Below are 19403 nucleotides of genomic sequence, written 5' to 3'. Positions count from 1 at the left end.
CGCCATGGCAGTTTCCCGCCATCGGGCCGACCGCCCGGGACACCGCCGTCCCGGTCGGGATCATCGAAGCGTCCCGCCGCAACCACCGACCGACACCCGGGGAGGAACCGCGCCGCATGCTGGAGGCGATAGGTCTGGACAAGGCGCACGAGTCGGCGTACCGGGCCCTGGTGTCCGTGGGCGCCGCCGACGTGCCCGATCTCGCGCGGCGGCTCGCCCTCGGCGAGTACGACACCGAGCGCACCCTGCGCCGTCTGGAGCGGCACGGCCTCGCCGCGCGGTCCTCGGCCCGGCCCGGCCGCTGGGTGGCCGCGCCGCCCGGGGTCGCCCTGGGTGCGCTGCTCACCCAGCGGCGGCACGAGCTGGACCAGGCGGAGCTGGGGGTGGCGCTGCTGGCCGAGGAGTACCGGGCGCGGGCCGTGGAGCCCGCCGTGCACGACCTGGTCGAGGTGGTGACGGGCGCGGCCGCGGTCGCCCAGCGGTTTCTGCAGCTCCAGCTCGGGGCGAGCGAGGAGGTGTGCGCGCTGGTCACCGGCGTCCCGGTGGCGGTCACCGGGGCGGAGAACGAGGCGGAGGAGCAGGCGGCCGGGCGGGGGGTGCGCTATCGCGTGGTGGTCGAACGGTCGGTGCTGGACCAGCCGGGCGCGCTGACCGAACTGACCGCCGCGCTGGGCCGGGGCGAGCGGGTGCGGATGGTGGACACGGTGCCGACCAAGCTGGTGGTCGCCGACCGGGCGCTCGCCATGGTGCCGCTGAGCTCGGGCACGGCCGAACCGGCCGCGCTGGTCGTGCACGCGAGCAATGTGCTGGAGCTGCTGGCGGGGCTGTTCGAGTCGGTGTGGCGGCAGGCGCTGCCGCTCCGGCTCGGCGGTGCCGGCCACGTCGCGGAGGACGTTCCCGACGGGCCCGACGCCACCGACCTGGAGGTGCTGTCCCTGCTTCTCGCCGGGCTCACCGACGCGAGCGTGGCCAAACAGCTCGACCTGGGACTGCGGACCGTGCAGCGGCGGGTCAAGCGCCTGATGGAGCTGACGGGCGTGACCACCCGGCTCCAGCTCGGCTGGCAGGCGTACGAGCGGGGCTGGGTGGCCCGGGACTGAGGTCCGCGACGCGTGGCGCTACGGCACCAGCGCCCCCTCCAGCGTCAGCAGCCGCAGCTTGCGGTCGAGGCCGCCCGCGTAGCCCGTGAGGGAGCCGTTCGCGCCGATGATCCGGTGGCACGGGCGGACGATGAGCAGCGGGTTGGCGCCGATCGCGCCGCCCACGGCCCGGACGGCGACGCGGGAGGCGCCGACGCGCGCGGCGATCTCCCCGTACGTCGCGGTGCTGCCGTACGGGACGTCGGCGAGCGCGGCCCAGACCCGCTCGCGGAACGCGGTTCCGCTGCTGCTCAGCCGGAGTTCGAACTCCTTCAGTTCACCGGCGAAGTACGCGGCGAGTTGCTCCGCCGCCTCGTCGAACCACCGCGGGTCGTGCCGCCACTCCGGCCGCGCGACCCGGCCGCCCTTCTGGCCGGGCACGGAGAGGGAGGTCAGGGCGCCGGTGTCGTCGGCGGTGAGCAGGAGCTCGCCGACGGGGCTGTCGAGGTGGGTGTAGTACACGTGCTGCGGGGTGTGCGGGTGCTGGGGCATGTCAGACTCCGGCTTTCTCGGGGCGCGACGTGTCGTGCGCGTCCACGGTGCTCAGGTGGCGCAGGGCGTACGAGCGCCAGGGGCGCCAGGCGGCGGGGGCGTCCGCGTCCGGCGGTGCCGCGTCGGGGTCGCCGAGGGCGCGGGTGCGGATGACGGCGGCCGTACGGGCGTCCATGCCCGGCAGCGCGCGCAGCGCCCGCTCCGCGTCGTCGCGGTCGGCGCCCGCGTCGAGCCGCAGCGTCCCGTCGGCGAGCGCGGCGGTGAGCGCGCCCAGCGGCTCGCCGGCCGGGAAGGCGGCGGCGAGGGCGGCGGGCTCGGGGAAGAGGTGGGTGAGCGTTCCGCACGGGGCGTCCAGCGCCTTCCCGTACGACCGCACCAGCCGCTCCGCCTCCCCCGCGCCCACGAGCGCGCGCACGGCCAGTTCCTCGGGGTCCGCGGCGCCGGGCGAGCGCAGCCCGGGCCGTGCGGCGACCAGCGCGGCGAGGCGGGGATCGCGGCCGAGGCGCTCGTCGACGGCGTACGGGTCGGCGTCCAGGTCGAAGAGCCGCCGCAGCCGCTGGACGGCGGTGGTGAGGTCGCGGGGGTCGGTGAGGTGGATCCGGGCGTCCAGCCAGCCGCCGCCCTGGACCGGGTTGCCGCCGCCCGGCCGTTCGCCGACCGCGGCGATCCCGGTGCCGTACGGCAGCCGCAGCGTACGGCGGTACGTACGGTGTCCACGGGTGCCGCTCACCTCCTCGACGCCGGGGAGCGCCTCGGCGGCCAGCAGGTCGAACACGGCGGCCGACGTGTACGGACCCCGGTACGCGAGCCGCAGCGGGATCCCGGCGGCCGGGGTGCCCTCGCCCCGGGCCGGGGCGTCCCGGCGGGGTGCGGCGGCGCGCAGCTGGGTGGGCGTGGCGGCGTACACGGCGCGGATCGTGTCGTTGAACTGCCGCACGCTGGCGAATCCGGACGCGAACGCGATGTGCGTGACCGGCAGGCCGGTGGTCTGGAGCAGCACGCGCGCGGAGTGCGCCCGCTGGGCCCGGGCGAGCGCCACGGGCCCGGCGCCCACCTCGGCGGTGAGCTGCCGCTGCACCTGGCGGGCGCTGTAGCCGAGGCGTGCGGCCAGTCCGGCGACGCCCTCCCGGTCGACGACGCCGTCGCCGATCATGCGCATGGCACGACCGACGACGTCCGCGCGTACGTTCCACTCGGCGGAGCCGGGCACGGCGTCCGGCCGGCAGCGCCGGCAGGCCCGGAACCCGGCGCCCTGGGCAGCGGCGGCGGTCGCGTAGTACCGCACGTTGTGCCGCTTCGGCGTCACCGCCGGGCAGCTGGGCCGGCAGTAGATCCCGGTCGTCCCGACGGCGAAGAAGAACACGCCGTCGAAGCGCGCGTCCCTGCTCCGCACGGCCTCGTACCTGGTCTCTTCGTCAATCACGCCTTCCAGTCTGCGGGACCGCCCGCGGCGCGGCTGGCGGAAATCGGACATGGCGTCTCCGTCGTCCGTCCGGCTCCGGCAGCCGTGCCGCGGGCGGCGCCCCCGCCTACCGGTGACGCCCCCGCTTCGCCGCCATCGCCGCGCGCCCCTCCGCTCCCCGGCGCTTCCACTCCCGGCGGATCTCCGCGCGCACCCGCGCGTCGGTCTTGGCGACGATGTACTGGTTCTCGCGGAGCAGCTTGCGGTAGCTGTCGAGGCGCCGTTCGGGCAGCGCGCCCGACTCGACCGCGGCGAGGACCGCGCACCCCGGTTCCGCGATGTGCGCGCAGTCGTGGAAGCGGCAGTCGGCGGCCAGCTCCTGGATCTCCGCGAAGACCTGGCCGACGCCGGTCTCCGCGTCCCACAGGCCCACGCCGCGCAGCCCGGGGGTGTCGATGAGCACGCCGCCGCCGGGCAGGGCGAGGAGGTTGCGGGTGGTCGTGGTGTGGCGGCCCTTGCCGTCCACGTCACGCGTGGCCTGCACCGCCATGACGTCCTCGCCGAGCAGCGCGTTGGCGAGCGTCGACTTGCCGGCGCCGGACTGCCCGAGCAGCACGGAGGTGCCGTCGGCCAGCACCGCGCCGAGGACGTCGATGCCGTCCCCGGTGGCGGCGCTGACGGGCAGCACCGGTACGCCCGGCGCGGTCCCCTCCACGTCGGCCACGAGGTGCCCGATCGTCACCGCGTCCGGCACGAGGTCGCTCTTGGTGAGCACGACCACGGGCTGGGCGCCGGACTCCCAGGCCAGCGCGAGGAACCGTTCGATCCGGCCGAGGTCGAGCTCCGCGGCGAGGGAGACGGCGACGACGGCGTGGTCGACGTTGGCGGCGAGGATCTGCCCCTCGGACCGCTTGGAGGAGGTGGAGCGCACGAAGGCGGTGCGGCGCGGCAGATACGTCCGGACGTAGCGCGGGTTGCCGCCGGGCTCCACGGCGACCCAGTCACCGGTGCACACGACCCGCAGGGGATCGTGCGGCGTCACGAACGCGGTGTCGGCGCGCAGCACCCCGTCGGCGGTGACGACGTCGCACTGGCCGCGGTCGACCCGGAGCACCCGCCCGGGCAGGAGCCCTTGGGTGCCGTACGGGGCGAACTCGCCGGCCCAGGCCTCGTCCCAGCCGTAGGGAGCGAGAGGGTGCGACGACGCCGAGGAGAGCGGAAGAGAGGAGAGATTCAAGAGGGACCCTTCACAGGGGCGGCCCCGGCTGCGCGCTCGCAGGCGCGAAGAGAGAAAAGAAGTGGAAGGTCAGCCGGTGGCCACGGAGGTGGACTTGATGGGTTCGTGGATGCGCGCAGCGCTCGTCACCGTGACAGCCATCGGGTCGACACCTCCGTTCCGTTCTGCGACGTACCCGTACACGACGTATCCGTACGGGAGTTCCCAGTGCCGTACGGAAGTTCCGTGCGGCGAAGTGCCCTCACCCTAGCGGGCCACCGGCCGGCCCCGTCAATCGGTTTTTCTCAGCTCACCGCGACGCAGGCGCGCCCGTTCAGCGTGAACCCGTCCGGGACGTCGTTGCCGCCCTGCCGGGAGGCGATGAAGCCGACGCCGAAGGTGCCGCCGGCGGTGACGGTCCGGTTGTAGTCGGCCGCGGAGGCCGTGACATGGGAGTGGTCCTGGCTGAAGGAGCCGTCCCACATGTGGGTGATGCGCTGGCCGTCGCCGAAATCCCAGCCGATGCTCCAGCCGTCGAGGTTTTCGGCGGAGGTGACGGTGACCGTGGCCTGGAAGCCGTCCGGCCACTCGTTGACGATCTCGTAGCGGAGGTGGCAGTAGGCGTCCGTGGAGCGCGTGGGCTCGATCGGCCGGTGCGAGACCCGGGCCGGGGTGGCGCCCTCGCCCTGCGGCACCGGCTCGGCGCTCCGCGTCGCCGGCGTCCGCATCGGCGTGGACGTGGGTGTCCGTGCGGGCGTGGGTGCCGTGCCGGCGTGCGGTGACTCCGACAGGTGGCCCGAACCGGCGGACGGCCGGGGTGCCACCGTGGGCAGTGCCGACGCCGTGTCCGCCACCGGGCCGCGGCTCTCCGTGCCGCCGCCCGCGCGGTCCCGGTCCTCGGAGCCGTAGGGCATCAGGGTGACCGCGAGGGCCAGGAGGGAGACGAGGCCGGCTCCCGTCAGCAGGCCGGCGCGGCCGATGCGCGGCTTGGGCTCCCGGCCGGGCGACAGGCCCCGGTCGGTGCCCGACGCGTCCGCGCGGCCGGGGCTCAGCCCGGCCTCGGCGGCCCGGCGCCGCCGCTCCAGATAGGCGAGGCCGCCCCAGCCGATGACGCCGCCCGCCAGCGCGGCGGGCAGTCCGCCGCCGTGCAGCCGCAGACAGGCGACCGCCTCCGCGCAGCCGACGCAGGTGGCGAGGTGGCGCGAGAGGTCCTCGGGCGTGTCGGTGCCGGGTGCGCGGGTGACGGCGTCCAGCATGCGCGCGTAAGCGCGGCAGTCGGCGTCCATGGGGCTGTCGAGGTGGGCGCGGCGGCACCCGTCCCGGAACCGCGCCCGTACGTGGGCGAGGTCGTCCGCCGCCGACGCCGGGTCGAGGCCGAGCCGCCGGGCGACCGCGGGCAGCGGCAGCGACTCCACCTCGGCCAGCCACAGCAGGGCCGCGTCCGCCTCCCGCAGGTCGCCCAGGGCGCGCAGCGCGAGCGGGCGGCGCGGGGGCGGCCCGGTGTAGCGGGCGGCCTGGTCGGAGTTGAGCCAGAGCCGCAGGTCGGGGTCGAGGTGGTGGCCCCGCCCGTCGGCCTCCCAGGACACGGCCGTGGTGCGCACCGCCGTCAGCAGGAACGGGATGTTGGGCAGCCGCGGCGTGCGGCGGCCCCTGCCCCGGCCGGTCCTGGCCTCCCCGGCGCGGACCTCGGCACGAGCCTCGGCACGTGTCTCCTGGATGCCCTGGGTGAACGCCTCGGTGGCCAGCCGGGACGCCGTGGACGAGCCGGAGGTGCACAGATCGGCGTACGACAGGACCGCGTCCCAGCACTCGGAGAGCAGCGTGGCCTCGCTGGCGTCCTGGGGTTTGGGCAGGTCGGGCATGGGTCTCCTGCGTCCGCACAACTGACGGGCCGCGTCTTCAGATGTGCCGGCCGGATGTGATGGCCGCCGATCGCCGCTGCTGAATCCGCCGTTGAATCGTACGCGCCCGAGCCACAAACGTCTCACCGGTAACGCAAGTTGCACCGTCCCGGTCCGGCCCTGCTCACCCCGGTCCGACCCGGCTCACCCGGCCCTGCCCTGCTCGCCCCGGACCGGTCTCAGACGGTGGCCTCCGCGTCCGCCGGCAGGCTGTCCATGAACGAGCTCACCGAGAAGACCGCGCGGCCGGCGCCGGGCAGGCCGTAGCCGGGCGGGGAGGAGAGACCGAAGTCCTCCATCGTCTGCCGGTACGCCTGGAGCAGGCGGATGTGGTACTCCAGCGGCGCGCCCTGCGGGTTGGCCTTGCCGAGCGGGGTGGTCGGCTCCGGGCACCAGGTGGTGAAGCGGGGGGTGATGCCGTGGGACATGAAGAAGCGCAGGCCCTCGGTGGTGGAGGCGATGGCCTCGTCGACGGTCTTGAAGCCGAAGGGCTCGGCCATCTCCACGCCCGCGACGAAGTTCGGGATGACGTTGCGCGGGCCGAAGATCTCGGCGGAGTCGAGGATGCGCCTGTGCCACTCGTCGCGGCCGACGTAGCGCTCCTTGCCCGGGCAGAACAGCTTGAACAGGTACTCGTCCCACACCTCGTAGTTGGGGTGGTAGATCTGCACGCCGTAGTCCTTGAACCGCTGCACGTCGTCGCGCGGCAGCGCCTGGGCGACCACCTTGCCGATCCAGCGGCCGGGGAAGCGCTCCTCGATGGCCTTGGCGTAGTGGCCGTAGAAGTCGGCCTCGTCACGACCGGAGACCGTCTTGGTGATCGCGCCGCCGGTGAGGGTGTAGGCGGTCGAGGCCTTCGCGGTGTCGTACCGGTCGATGATCTCGAGCGCCTCCAGCACCTCCTCCACGTCCTTCACACCGGTGTAGGGGCGTCCGGCGGCCTTGTGCTGGCGCCAGTTGTGGTTGATGTCGCAGTACTGGCACTCCTCCTTGGCGCCGAAGTACTGGCAGACCCGGAAGACGGTGAGGTAGATCAGGTAGCCCCACTGGATGGTCGGGGCGACCTCCATCACGGACTTCCCGTTGGAGAGCTTGTGCCGGTAGTACTCGGGCATGGGCGGGACGCCGACGTCCGAGATCCGCTTGCCGTCCAGGTAGAGGCCGAGCATGCCGTCCTCGTCGGCGGCGACGCGGTACGGGGAGGACGGGTTCACGCGCACGGACACCACGGTGCGCCGCAGGTCGTACGGGCCGCCGGTGAGGATGATCTCCTCGGGCGGGCGGTTCAGCGCGGCCTCGCCCAGCTCGGGCAGGGTGCCGTGGTCGAAGGAGAAGATGAAGTACGACTTCGGCTTGACGTCGCCGTCCTCGTTGCCGGTGAGGGCCGACTTGTCGAAGGCCACCCCGCCCCTGAGCAGGTCCTCCTTGAAGACCGCCTCCCGCGGCACATGCGGGAACCGTTCCATCAGATCCTCGACCAGCGCCGTACGGCTGCCCATCCCGTCTCTCCTCGCTCCCGACTCGCTCCGGGGTTGCTCAGGCTCTTGTGCTCGACTCCTCACGGTATGCCCCTGCCTGGGCACGACCGGCGCCGGGTCCCCCCACGAGGGCGCGCGACGCCCGGAGGTGACGCAGGTCACGGGTGGTTCGGTGATGTCGGTCACCCGGGCGGCGACCGGATCCCGATCGAACCGGCGGCCGGACCCCGATCGAACCGGTTGACGTGCACCCGGCAGGAACGTTCCCATGGCCCGATGCGCGTCGACGACACGATCATCGACTTCTCCCTCGTACGGCGGCTGGTGGCCGCGCAGTTCCCCCGGTGGGCGGACCTCCCCGTCGTACCCGTACGCTCCGCCGGCACGGCCAACGCCATGTTCCGGCTGGGCGCGGACCTGGCCGTCCGGCTGCCCCGGATCGCGGGTGCCGCACAGGACGTCGACAAGGAGCACACGTGGCTGCCGCGGCTCGCCCCGCGGCTTCCGGTGCCCGTGCCCGTACCCCTGGTGAAGGGCGCGCCCGGCGAGGGCTATCCCTGGGGGTGGTCGGTGTACCGGTGGCTGGACGGGGAGAACCCGCGGCCTCACCTGGCCGCCGCACCGGGTACCGGCCAGGAGGCTCTCGCCCGCGACCTGGCGGCGTTCGCCGCCGCGCTGCACCGCGCCGATCCCGCCGGCGGCCCGCCCTCCTACCGCAGCGAGCCCCTGGCCGAGCGGGACGCGGTGACCCGCGCCGCCCTGGCGGAGCTGCGGGACGTCGTGGACGTCGTCGACACCGGTGCGGCGACCGCCGTCTGGGAGGCGGCGCTCGCCGCCCCGCCCTGGCCCGGCCCGCCGGTCTGGATCCACGCCGATCTGCAGCCCGGGAACGTGCTGACGTCCGGCGGCCGGCTCAGCGCCGTCATCGACTTCGGCTGTCTGGGCCTCGGCGACCCGGCCGTCGACCTGATCGCAGCCTGGTACCTCCTGCCCGCCACGGCACGCCCCGTCTTCCGTACCGCGCTGGCCGCCGACGGCGCGGCCTGGGCGCGGGGCCGCGGCTGGGCCCTCTCCGTCGCGCTCCTCGAACTGCGGGCCTACCGCGAGACGAACCCGGTCATGGCGGCCGTCGCGCGGCATGTCGTCCGGGAACTCCTGGCCACCAGCTCTTGATCACGCGGCGTCCTTCGGCTGGGATGCGGTCGTACACACCTCGTCGCCACCGACGCGGCGAGATTGCGGAAGGGACACCACCGATGGCCGAGACCGTGACCAACTGGGCGGGCAACATCACCTACACGGCCAAGGAGGTGCACCGGCCGCGCTCCGTCGAGGCGCTGCGGAGCCTGGTCGCGGCGAGCGCGCGGGTGCGGGTCCTCGGCAGCGGGCACTCGTTCAACCGGATCGCCGACCCGGGGAACGAGGGCGTGCTCCTCTCGCTGGCGGAGCTGCCGCAGATCGTCGAGGTCGACACGGCGGCCCGTACGGTACGGGTCGCCGGCGGCGTCCGGTACGCGGAACTCGCCGCCACCGTCCACCGGCACGGGCTGGCCCTGCCCAACATGGCCTCCCTCCCCCACATCTCCGTGGCCGGCTCGGTGGCGACCGGCACCCACGGGTCAGGGGACGGGAACGGCCCGCTCGCGTCGGCCGTACGCGAGGTCGAGCTGGTCACGGCGGGCGGGGAGACGGTCACCCTCGCGCGCGGGGACGCCCGTTTCGGCGGCGCGGTGACGAACCTGGGCGCCCTCGGCGCGGTGACGGCGCTGACGCTCGACCTCGAACCGGCCTTCGACGTCGAGCAGCACGTCTACGTCGGCCTGCCGCTGGCCGGGCTCGACCACGCGGCCGTGACGGCGACGGCGTACAGCGTGAGCCTGTTCACCGACTGGCGGGAGCCGCGCTTCAACCACGTGTGGGTCAAGCGGCGCACCGACCGGCCGCTGCCGGACTTCCCGTGGGCGGCGCCCGCGACGGAGGCGGTGCACCCCGTGCCCGGGATGCCGGCCGTCAACTGCACGCAGCAGTCCGGCGTCCCCGGCCCCTGGCACGAGCGGCTGCCGCACTTCCGCGCCGAGTTCATGCCGAGCAGCGGCGCGGAGATCCAGTCGGAGTACCTGCTGCCCCGCCCGCACGCGACGGACGCGCTGCACGCGCTGGACGGGATACGGGACGTGATCGCGCCCGTGCTGCAGATCTGCGAGGTCCGTACCGTGGCCGCGGACGAGCAGTGGCTGAGCCCCTCCTACGGGCGGGACACGGTCGCCCTCCACTTCACCTGGGTCGACGACTTCACGGCCGTGCTGCCCGTGGTGCGCCTGGTCGAGGAGGCCCTGGAGGCGTTCGCGCCGCGCCCGCACTGGGGCAAGGTGTTCACGGTGCCGTCGGCGGGCTTCCGGGACCGGTACCCCCGGCTGGACGACTTCCGGGCACTGGCCGACGCGCTGGACCCGGAGGAGAAGTTCCGCAACGCGTTCGTACGGGACGTGCTCCGCGGCTAGCCGTTCCGGCCGTCCAGCCGTTCCGGTCGTCCGGTCGCGCTGGTCGTTCTGGTCACTCTGGTCGCGCTGGTCGTTCCGGTCGCCGGGCCGTTCCGGCCGCCGGACCCGCCGACGCCCTGGGCGTGGCGGAAGAGCCCGGTCGGGTCGTAGTGGCGCTTGACGGTGACGAGGCGCTCGTAGTTGCCCTGGTAGTAGGCGTGCTGCCAGTCGTGCAGATCGGGGTCGGCGAAGTTGACGTACGCGGCGTCGGTGCGCAGGCCGTGGCGCAGGGTGCGGTACAGGGCACGCTGCTGGTCGAGGAGCCGGTCGACCACGTACCGCGGGGCGCCGGGCTGCCAGTGGGTGCCGATGTCGATGACCAGGGTGGCGCGGCGGTGCGGGTAGGCGGTCGCGTCCGGTGCCGGGGCGGTGCCCGCGCCGCCCATCGCGAACATCGCCACGTAGGCGGAGTTCTCGCCCTTGCCGGGCCGCCACTCCTCGATCCAGTCGATGACGTCCACGACCGTGTGCCGGTCGAGCCGGCGGTCGGCGACCAGGCACTTGAACGCGCCGGCCTCGGGCTTGGGCGGAGAGGTCCACAGGTACTTCTGACCGTCGAAGAAGTGCCGCTGCTGCAGGAACTGCTTGGCCGGCTTCAGCGACAGGACCGGGCGCAGGGCGCGGCGCAGCGCGTCCTCGTCGCCCAGGCGCTGGCCCAGCAGGGAGAGGGTGGCGCCGCCGTCCTCCCCCTTGCTCCTGAAGGTGATCTGCAGATCGAAGTCGTGGTGCCGGTCCGCGGCCAGGACGTCCTGCACCGCGTCCATGACCTCGACGCCGCGCACGGCGGGGAAGGACAGGTCGAAGACGCCGACGGACTGCCCCTGGACGTCGACGGCGTGGTAGGTGAAGCCGGTGTTGATGCCGAAGTTGCCGCCCGCGCCGCCCCGGCAGGCCCAGAACAGATCGGCGTTCTCACGCTCGCTGGCCCGTACGAGGGAGCCGTCGGCCAGCACGAGCCGGGTCTCGGCCAGCCGGTCGCAGGTCATGCCCCACTTGCGGTCGTTGAAGCCGAGCCCGCCGCCGAGCGTCAGCCCGGCCACGCCCACGGTGGGGCAGCGGCCGCCGGGGACGTACAGGTGGGCGGCCCGCGCGTCGTGCAGTTCCCCGACGGTGGCCCCGCCGCCCACCACGAGCCGGTCGTCTCCGCTGGGCACCACGCTCTTCATCCGGCGCAGGCTGATCAGCAGTCCCGTGGTGGTGGAATGGCCGGCGAAACTGTGGCCGCCCGAGCGGACGGCGAACGGCATCCCGTGGTGGGCGGCCCAGCGCAGGGCCGCCCGCACGTCGCCCTCCGTGGCGCACGCGGCGACACCGGCCGGCCGCACCGCCGCGTAACGCCGGTTGTTCGGCAGCACCAGGTGCTTGTAGGGGGCGTCCTTCGGCCGGTACAGTCCCGCGCCCGCGCTCAGGCGCCGGCTCAGCTGCCGCCACGCCGAGGCGGGCAGGTCGGGGCCGCCGGCCCGGTTCGGGTCGGCGACGGCTCCCCGGACCGCCTCGCCCGGTACCAGAACGGCACCGGTCAGGGCCGCCACCTGCGCTCCACGCCGCAACACGCTCCGGCGACTGATTCCCACCATTGCTCTCCGCTCTCCTCGGCACGACGTCGGCACGCTTCCGCACGCCCATCGTGCCGACCGGCACGGGCAACCCCGTTCGCCGCGCCGAGCGGTTCCGTTAGTCGTACTGGTCCCGCCGAGCTTCCGAAGGGCTGGAGAACACGGTGGTGTTCGTGTTCCACTTCCGTGGGCGCCGAATGGTGCGGGGCGTCGCACAGACCACCGTCAAGGGCTGAACGCTGAACTAGGAGACCGATGTCACTCCGCAGCACCGCTGCCACCGTTGTTACCGATAACATCACTCCGACCGACACCACCGACTCCATCAGCTCCACCGACTACGTCGAGGACGTCTCGCCGGGCCAGGGCGCGCTGCCGCCGCGCGCCTGGTACGCCCCCGGCTCCTCCGACGCCGCGTCCCTGTCCCTGAACGGCCGCTGGCGATTCCGGCTGTCGGGCACGGCCGACGCCGAGGACGGATCCTTCGCCGCCGAGGGCTACGACGCCGGGGACTGGGCCGAGGTGTCCGTACCGGGCCACTGGGTCCTGCAGGGCGACGGCGCCTTCGGCTCGCCGATCTACACGAACCACCTCTACCCGTTCCCGGTGGACCCGCCGCGGGTACCGACCGAGAACCCGACCGGCGACCATCTGCGCACCTTCGACCTGCCGGACGACTGGCCGACGGCGGACGGCACCGACGGCGACGACACGGACACGGTGCTGCTGCGCTTCGACGGAGTCGAGTCGTGCGCCCGCGTCTGGCTCAACGGCACGGAGCTCGGCGAGTTCAAGGGCTCCCGGCTGCCGCACGAGTTCGCGGTCGGGCATCTGCTGAAGCCCGCCGGGAACGTCCTCGCGGTCCGCGTCCACCAGTGGTCGGCGGGCTCGTACCTGGAGGACCAGGACCAGTGGTGGCTGCCGGGCATCTTCCGTGACGTCACGCTGCTGCACCGCCCGGCGGGCGCGGTGACGGACTTCTTCGTGCACGCGTCGTACGACCACGTCGAGGGCGCCGGCACCCTGCGCGTCGACTCGGACGTCCCCGGCCGGGTCACCGTGCCCGCCCTCGGCGTCGACGTCGCCACGGGCGAGCCGGTGACGGTCCCCGTGGACCCGTGGACGGCGGAGACACCGAAGCTGTACGACGGCGTCCTGGCCACCGCCGGCGAGCGCGTCCGGCTCCGGATCGGCTTCCGCACGGTCGTCCTGGAGGACGGCCTGATCAAGGTCAACGGCCGTCCGGTCCTCCTCAAGGGCGTCAACCGCCACGAGTGGCACCCCGAGCGCGGACGCGCCCTGGACCTGGACACCATGCGCGAGGACGTGCTGCTGATGAAGCGGCACAACATCAACGCCGTCCGCACCTCCCACTACCCGCCCCACCCGGCCTTCCTCGACCTGTGCGACGAGTACGGCCTGTGGGTGATCGACGAGTGCGACCTGGAGACGCACGGCTTCGTGGAGCAGGCCTGGCGCGACAATCCCGTCGACGACGACCGCTGGACCCCGGCCCTGCTGGACCGCGCGGCCCGCATGGTGGAGCGCGACAAGAACCACCCGTCGGTCGTGCTGTGGTCCCTGGGCAACGAGGCCGGCACGGGCCGCGGCCTGACGGCCATGGCGGAATGGATCCGCGACCGGGACGGCTCACGGCTCATCCACTACGAGGGCGACTGGAACTGCCGCGACACGGACGTCTACTCGCGGATGTACGCCCCCCACGAGGAGGTCGAACGGATCGGCCAGGGCCTGGACGGCGGCCCGCACCGCCGCCGCGAACTGCCCTTCATACAGTGCGAGTACGGGCACGCGATGGGCAACGGGCCGGGTGGCCTGGCCGACTACCAGCACATCTTCGAGACGTACAACCGCATCCAGGGCGGCTTCGTCTGGGAGTGGATCGACCACGGGATCGCCGACGAACGGTACGGCTTCGCGTACGGCGGGGACTTCGGCGAGGAGCTGCACGACGGGAACTTCGTGTGCGACGGGCTGCTGTTCCCGGACCGTACGCCGTCGCCCGGCCTGGTCGAGTACAAGAAGGTGATCGAGCCGGTTCGCATGGGGGGAGAGGGGCGTGGCGGCACCGTACGGGTGACGAACAGGTACGACTTCGCGGACCTCTCCGCGCTGGCCTTCGCGTGGTCGTACGAGGTGGACGGCGAGACGGTGGAGAGCGGCACGCTGTCCGTGCCCGCGCTGGCGCCGGGCGAGTCGGCGGAGGTGAAGCTGCCGGAGCCGCCCGCGGTGGTCGGCGGTGGTGAGTCCCAGTGGACGGTACGGGCGCTGCTGGCGGACGACACGGCATGGGGCCCGAGGGGCCATGTGGTGGCCTGGGCCCAACTGCCGGTCGCCCGCACGCCGTGGCCCGCCGTCGCAGCCTCGGTGAGCCCCGTCGCCTCCGGCGAGCGACTGATCACTCTCGGCCCGGCCGCCTTCGACGCCCGTACGGGAGACCTGCGGACGATCGGCACGACGCAGCTGACCGGCCTCCGCCTGGACGTCTGGCGGGCGCCCACCGACAACGACCACGGCGCGCACTGGCAGACCGACCCGCGCCTCGGCCCGCTGTGGCGCAAGCTCGGCCTGCACCGGATGCGGCACCGCCTGGACGCGGTGGAGCCGGGCGACGACGCGCTGACGGTACGGACCCGGGTGGCGCCCGCCGGCTGGGAGGTGGGCCTCGCCACGGTCTACCGCTGGACGTCCGACGGCAGCCGACTGAAGCTGACCGTGGCCGTGACCCCCGAGGGCGAGTGGACGCTGCCGCTGCCGAGGCTGGGCATCCGTTTCGGCCTTCCTTCGTCCGCCGCCGGCGTGCGCTGGTTCGGCGGCGGCCCAGGCGAGGCGTACCCGGACACCCGGTCGGCCTCGATGCTGGGCCTGTGGCACTCCACGGTGGACGAGCTGCAGACCCCGTACGTGCGCCCCCAGGAGAACGGCGCCCGGGCCGATGTGCGCTGGGCCGAGCTGGGTGGGCTGCGGATCGAGGGCGACCCGGAGTTCTGGTTCACGGCCCGCCGCTGGACGACCGAGCAACTGGACGCCGCGAACCACCTGACGGACCTCCGGCCCGACGGCGACCGGGTGTGGGTCAACCTGGACCACGGCCAGATGGGCATCGGGTCGCAGTCGTGCGGGCCGGGCGCGCTGCCGCAGTACCACTTGAGGGCGCGGCGGACGGAGTTCTCGTTCGTGTTCTCGGCGACGGAAACCGGAGACTGACGGGACAGGGACTCACTCCGCAGCGGCCACCAGCGCCTCCAGCTCACCGGCCGACTCCGGTGCCAGCCGGTAGATCCCCCGGAGGCTCACCACGCTGCGCAGCTCTCCGTCCACGACGTGCTTGATCTGCCGCTCGCCGCGCCGCGAGCGGCAGGTCAGCCGGGCGAGGAGGTCTCCCGGGACCGCCCGGTCGAAGGCGAGCGGCGTGCCGGGCGGTCCGACGACAACCTCACTGACACAGCCGCCCTTCAACGGCTTCCAGTGAACGAGCCGGAGGTAGTCCTCCATGTCGAGGTGCTCACCGGCCGTGTCGTAGTCCAGCAGCTGCCCGACCTCCATGGCCCCCAGGACCCACATCCGCTTGCGGAAGACACGTATCGGATAGACCCGATCCCCCGGGCGGACGCCCGCCCGGACGAAACTGGGCTGCGACTGGTGCGGCCCGCCGAACAGCACGCTCGGCCGCTGTCCCTCGTAACCGCCGGAGATGAGCGCCCGGCAGAGGTCGTTGGTCCACAGGGTGGTGTACGCGTCAGCCATGACCGCACGCCAACGGCCACCACTGACACTCAGCCGACGCTCAATGGTCCGCGCAGCACGGAGTCGGATCGGGCACCTCGAACGGAACCAGCCTGCCGCCCACCGCGGGCATGGCGGCCAGCACGAGCTCACCGTTCTGCCACTGCGGCCGCACATGCTCCCGGGTCACCAGCTCGGTGTCCGGTGCGGGCGGCTCCTGGGTGCCCAGGACGGTCACCCGGTCGATCGCGGAGCGCGACAGCAGCTCGGCGACGGTGACGGTGCCCGTGAGGGACGCGACTCCGGGGTACAGCACCGCACGGCCCACCTCGTCGGGGACGCCGTCCGTGACCTCGTACCCCATGGCCGTGAGCCGCTCGTGGGCGGAGTCCCGCGCCTCCCGGGTCGGCAGCGCGAAGGAGAGAACGACCCGCGGCCGGTCGTCGCGCATCAGGTGCGTGCAACCGATCACGTCCTCGTCCTCGGGGAGAACGAGTTCGGACGCCAGCGTCCGGAGCAGGTGATCAGCCGCGAGCAGGTCCGTCACGTCGGTGTCGACGGTGAGGGCGTCGGCGTATGAGTCCGAAGGCGACGCAACGCTGTCACCGGAAGGCTCGGACTGCACGGGGAACGACATGTGACCTGCCTCGAAGTCGTGCTGGGCCGGTGGAGCGGTGAACCGGCTGTCAGAGCGTGCCATCGAAGCAGCGACCTGCCGGAACCAGCTGACGACACTTAGATGACCGACACCTGAACAGATCCCGTGCAACAGTTCGCCCCGCCTTGGCCAGGCCCTCGCTGTCATGCAGGTTCAACAGGCGGAGCCGACCGGCCCTAGCTCCGACGGCAGCAGTTCGGCCGATGCCGTTGAGAGCGAGCGAGTGCTGAGTGGCGAAACCAGGTCGACGTAGGTCAGTGCGGTACTCGATCATGCGTTCATGCCCCTGAGAGAGACCCTTACCCGAGTCGATGCAGATCTGGCCGCCGGCCGGGTTCCCGTCGCACGCCAGCGCCTGCGTGGTCTCGTCTCGTCCTTCCCCCACGACCTGACGCTCCGCCGTCGTCTGGCCGAGGTGTACCGGCTCTACGGCGACGCCGCCGAGGCTGGACGCTGGATGTACCTCGAAGAGGACCGGAACGCCATCGAGACCGCTGCCTTCGAGGCGCGGTACAGGTCTCCCGGGTGGCGCATGAAGGCCCTCGCCTGGCAGGGCCCCGAGGCGGAAGCCGCCACCGCTTTCGCGGAGGGGCAGCTGGTCGCGGTGCGGACCGCCTGCGCCGAGGAGTTGGGTCATCCCGTCGACTGGGACGACCCCGCCTCCTACCGGGACGACCTGGAAGGGGAGTACGAGGCGCCCTCCGAGCCGTGGACGATCGGGGGAATGCTGGCGGGCGTCGGCTGCCTGGTGGCGGCCCTTGTGTTCCTCGCGATCTGGGTGAATGGACTCATTGCCCTCTTCGACTGACTGAGCGCCGCTCGAAGTTCGGTCGGTGAGACCATGCAGAACTGCCGTGAACCGGACCCGGTGACGAGTGAAATGATCTCGTGGTGTCCGGTGTGATCACGGCCTCGGAGCCGTCCTGCGCAGCCCCGTTCACCGGGCTGCGCCCTCGCCTGTTCGGCAAGCTGGTGACCGTACTGCGGCACGAGGGTGCTGATGCGGTCCGGAGGGGCCGGCCATGGAGCCTGCCGCTGGAGGACCGGGTCCTGCTGGTCGTCGCCGTCGGCCGCCCACTGCCCGGCAGTCGCAACGACTGCAAGGCATGGGAACTGTCCGGCGCCAAGGACGCCGTCGGCCGCGCCACAGTGATCGCCGACGGCGGCTACCGGGGCACCGGCCTGGTCATCCCGCACCGTCACGGACCCGGCCAGACCGAACTCCCGGCCTGGAAGGAGAACCACATCCGCTCCCACCGCAAGGTCCGTGCGTGGAAGCTGACCCGGCCGGGACCGAACGCACATCAGCGGACCAACGCTCAGTGAGGGAAACGGCCCCTCCTTCGCCGGCTCCTCTTGGCCCGTGACTTCGTCAGGAAGGCAGCACCCACACCGGGTTGGAGTAGAACCACAGGTCCTGCCACGGGTCCGCGTCGCCGACCACGTCGATGGCCGGGCCCGCCGGGTCGACGGCCGCGCCCATCGCGCCGACGGCCGTGCGCTTGCCGTCGCTGCCGCGCAGGCGGACGTAGAGCGGGCGGTCGACGCGGCCGAGCTCGTAGGTGAGGCGGACCGTGCCGGTGGACTTGTTGACCTCGTACGACTTGACGACCTTGGCCGTCGGCGCGGTGAAGGTGTCCTTGTCCTTGACCTCGCCGGTCACGTCGCCCTGGATGACGTCGACGCGCGCGAGCGTCGGCACGAAGCCAGCCCAGTTGGGGCCGCCCGCGAGGGCCACGTCCACCGTCAGCGTGACCTTGGTGCCCTTCTTCACGTGGAGGGCGCCGCCGAGGGTGGCCCAGCGGCTGCCGCCCGAGACGCGGACGTCGAGGCCGCTGAGGAGCTGGCCGTGGTCGACCCAGATGCGGCCGGCGCGGATGCCGTCCATGACGGCGGCGTAGTGGAAGCCTTCGGCGCCCACGTGGGTGCGGCTGTAGTAGCCGGGCCAGAAGTCGTTCTCGGTGAGGTCGATCTGGCCGCCGTAGACCGGGTCGTCGTACCGGCCGTTGGCGTTGAAGTCGCCGCCGCCACGCGCTGCGGTGTCGGCGTAGATCTGGTGGGAGTCGGAGTTGGCGGTGATCCACCAGGGCTTGCCCTCGGCGAGGAGGCTGTCCCAGAGGCCGCCGACGGTGGCGGTCATCCAGTCGAAGCCGCCCCAGGTGCGGTAGCTCTCCAGCGGGTAGCCGGCGAAGGAGTTGGCGCTCGGGCTGCCGTCGTAGATGCCGCGGGCCCCGCCGGGTCCGTTGGGCTTGGGCAGGCCGGCGGCCTGGTGGCCGGGGGCGCCCTCGAAGCCGACGGCGATGCGGTGGCTCGCGGGCGTCGCGTCGCGCCAGGCGCGGATCTCGTGCGGGGAGTCGATGCCCTTGCGCGCCGGGTGGTTGGCGAGCATCAGCGCGTCCTTGACCTTGCGCCGCTTCACCTGGTCGGAGAGGAAGTTGAGGCCCGCGATGGCGAGGGCCTCGTTGGCGGCGGAGGAGGCGGTGGCGCCCTTGACGGCGCCGTCGTAGCCGGTCTCGAACTGCTTGAGGACGGAGACCTCGTTCTTGCCGGGGTGCACGAAGACCGTGCCGTGCTCGGCGGACGGGATGTTCCACTCCAGGCCCTGGAAGACGAGGGTGTCCTCGTAGGCGGCGCGGGCCTCCTTGATGTCCGGGTTGACCTTCTCGACGCCGATCTTGGCGTGGGTGGCGCTGCCGTGGTCGGTGATGACCATCCAGTCCAGGCCGTGCCGGGCGCCCTGGCGGACCTGGTCGACGACGCGGTACTTGCCGTCGCTGCTGTACTGGGTGTGGATGTGGTGGTCGCCGGACAGCCAGAGGAAACCGTTCTTCTTGCGGCTGCTGCCACTGGCCGCGAACGCCGGTGCGGCGCCGCCGGCGGTCTGGCCGACGACACTGCCGGCGGCCAGACCCGCACCGAGCAGGCCCGCGCGGCGCAGCAGCGAGCGGCGCGACTGCTGCTCGGGGGTCAGGGCCTCGTCCGGCACGGAGACGTCGAAGGCGGCGGGAAGCGGCGCCGCGTCGTGCGCGTGACCGTGGTCGTGCGCGTGGCTGTGATCGTGTCCGTGGTGGTGATGCCCGTGTCCGTGCCCCATGGCGCGCCTCCTGGATACCGCTGTCGTGCGCGGCGCCGCTGCGCCGCGTGAGGAGAATCCAGGCAGAAGATGAATGTTGTACGACCAGGGGGTGAGCGACGGGCGTCACGGACACGGCCGCTCGCCCCAGCACTCACAGTTTTCCCGACCGGCCTTGTACGACACACTTCCTGACCGCGA

At 72.9% G+C, this 19403-nt stretch carries 15 protein-coding genes; 6 read left to right on the top strand and 9 right to left on the bottom strand.

What is annotated here, in order from left to right:
* Positions 1–116 precede the first annotated feature (116 nt).
* Positions 117–1100: a helix-turn-helix transcriptional regulator gene (locus IE242_RS29820; RefSeq protein WP_189864763.1), complete on the top strand. Its 984-nt coding sequence runs from the start codon at positions 117–119 to the stop codon at positions 1098–1100.
* Between the two features lie 18 nt (positions 1101–1118).
* Here the strand turns inward: IE242_RS29820 and IE242_RS29815 are convergent, their stop codons facing one another.
* The 5 genes from IE242_RS29815 to IE242_RS29795 all read right to left on the bottom strand — a co-directional run bounded on the left by IE242_RS29815 (position 1119) and on the right by IE242_RS29795 (position 7649).
* Complete coding sequence (locus IE242_RS29815; RefSeq protein WP_189864761.1) at positions 1119–1631, bottom strand: methylated-DNA--[protein]-cysteine S-methyltransferase; 513 nt, start codon at positions 1629–1631, stop codon at positions 1119–1121.
* Position 1632: 1 nt separating this feature from the next.
* Positions 1633–3105 carry an AlkA N-terminal domain-containing protein gene (locus IE242_RS29810; protein WP_276530293.1) on the bottom strand — a complete coding sequence of 491 codons (1473 nt, stop codon included), beginning with the start codon at positions 3103–3105 and terminating at the stop codon, positions 1633–1635.
* 55 nt (positions 3106–3160) lie between these two features.
* The gene (rsgA, locus tag IE242_RS29805) at positions 3161–4270 is read right to left on the bottom strand and encodes a ribosome small subunit-dependent GTPase A (RefSeq protein ID WP_189864757.1); all 1110 of its coding nucleotides are present in this window, start codon (positions 4268–4270) and stop codon (positions 3161–3163) included.
* Between the two features lie 284 nt (positions 4271–4554).
* Complete coding sequence (locus tag IE242_RS29800; protein ID WP_189864755.1) at positions 4555–6111, bottom strand: cellulose-binding domain-containing protein; 1557 nt, start codon at positions 6109–6111, stop codon at positions 4555–4557.
* A gap of 218 nt (positions 6112–6329) precedes the next feature.
* Positions 6330–7649, bottom strand: a complete 1320-nt coding sequence (locus tag IE242_RS29795) for a radical SAM protein (protein WP_189864753.1) — start codon at positions 7647–7649, stop codon at positions 6330–6332.
* Positions 7650–7904: 255 nt separating this feature from the next.
* Between IE242_RS29795 and IE242_RS29790 the strand changes: the two genes are divergently transcribed.
* Together IE242_RS29790 and IE242_RS29785 are read left to right on the top strand one after the other, a co-directional pair.
* Positions 7905–8801, top strand: coding sequence for an aminoglycoside phosphotransferase family protein (locus IE242_RS29790; protein ID WP_189864752.1), 897 nt, complete (start codon positions 7905–7907; stop codon positions 8799–8801).
* Positions 8802–8884: 83 nt separating this feature from the next.
* Complete coding sequence (locus IE242_RS29785; RefSeq protein ID WP_189864750.1) at positions 8885–10129, top strand: FAD-binding protein; 1245 nt, start codon at positions 8885–8887, stop codon at positions 10127–10129.
* Here the strand turns inward: IE242_RS29785 and IE242_RS29780 are convergent.
* On the bottom strand, positions 10126–11700 hold the full coding sequence (locus IE242_RS29780; RefSeq protein WP_189864748.1) for an FAD-binding oxidoreductase: 1575 nt from the start codon (positions 11698–11700) through the stop codon (positions 10126–10128). The genes IE242_RS29785 and IE242_RS29780 overlap by 4 nt on opposite strands.
* A 279-nt stretch (positions 11701–11979) precedes the next feature.
* On the opposite strand from IE242_RS29780, the gene IE242_RS29775 reads away from it, so the two are divergent.
* Positions 11980–14952, top strand: a complete 2973-nt coding sequence (locus IE242_RS29775; RefSeq protein WP_189864745.1) for a glycoside hydrolase family 2 TIM barrel-domain containing protein — start codon at positions 11980–11982, stop codon at positions 14950–14952.
* Positions 14953–14964: 12 nt separating this feature from the next.
* Here IE242_RS29775 and IE242_RS29770 read toward each other — a convergent pair whose 3' ends face one another.
* Positions 14965–15492, bottom strand: a complete 528-nt coding sequence (locus IE242_RS29770; protein ID WP_189864743.1) for a hypothetical protein — start codon at positions 15490–15492, stop codon at positions 14965–14967.
* 40 nt (positions 15493–15532) lie between these two features.
* Positions 15533–16171, bottom strand: a complete 639-nt coding sequence (locus IE242_RS29765) for a hypothetical protein (RefSeq protein WP_229859619.1) — start codon at positions 16169–16171, stop codon at positions 15533–15535.
* Positions 16172–16409: 238 nt separating this feature from the next.
* Here IE242_RS29765 and IE242_RS29760 point away from each other — a divergent pair, with 238 nt between their 5' ends.
* Positions 16410–16937 (top strand): DUF6584 family protein, encoded by a 528-nt coding sequence (locus IE242_RS29760; RefSeq protein ID WP_189864741.1) that lies wholly within the window; start codon positions 16410–16412, stop codon positions 16935–16937.
* Between the two features lie 83 nt (positions 16938–17020).
* A complete protein-coding gene (locus IE242_RS29755; RefSeq protein WP_373299621.1) occupies positions 17021–17455 on the top strand; it encodes a hypothetical protein in 435 nt (144 codons plus the stop codon).
* Positions 17456–17501: 46 nt separating this feature from the next.
* Here the strand turns inward: IE242_RS29755 and IE242_RS29750 are convergent, their stop codons facing one another.
* Positions 17502–19223 (bottom strand): PHP domain-containing protein, encoded by a 1722-nt coding sequence (locus IE242_RS29750; RefSeq protein WP_189864739.1) that lies wholly within the window; start codon positions 19221–19223, stop codon positions 17502–17504.
* Positions 19224–19403: the final 180 nt, after the last annotated feature.

The sequence above is a fragment of the Streptomyces poonensis genome, from assembly GCF_014650915.1.
Lineage (GTDB): Bacteria > Actinomycetota > Actinomycetes > Streptomycetales > Streptomycetaceae > Streptomyces > Streptomyces poonensis.
Note: the sequence above shows the minus strand (reverse complement) of the source record. Positions and strands in the feature narration are given on the sequence as shown.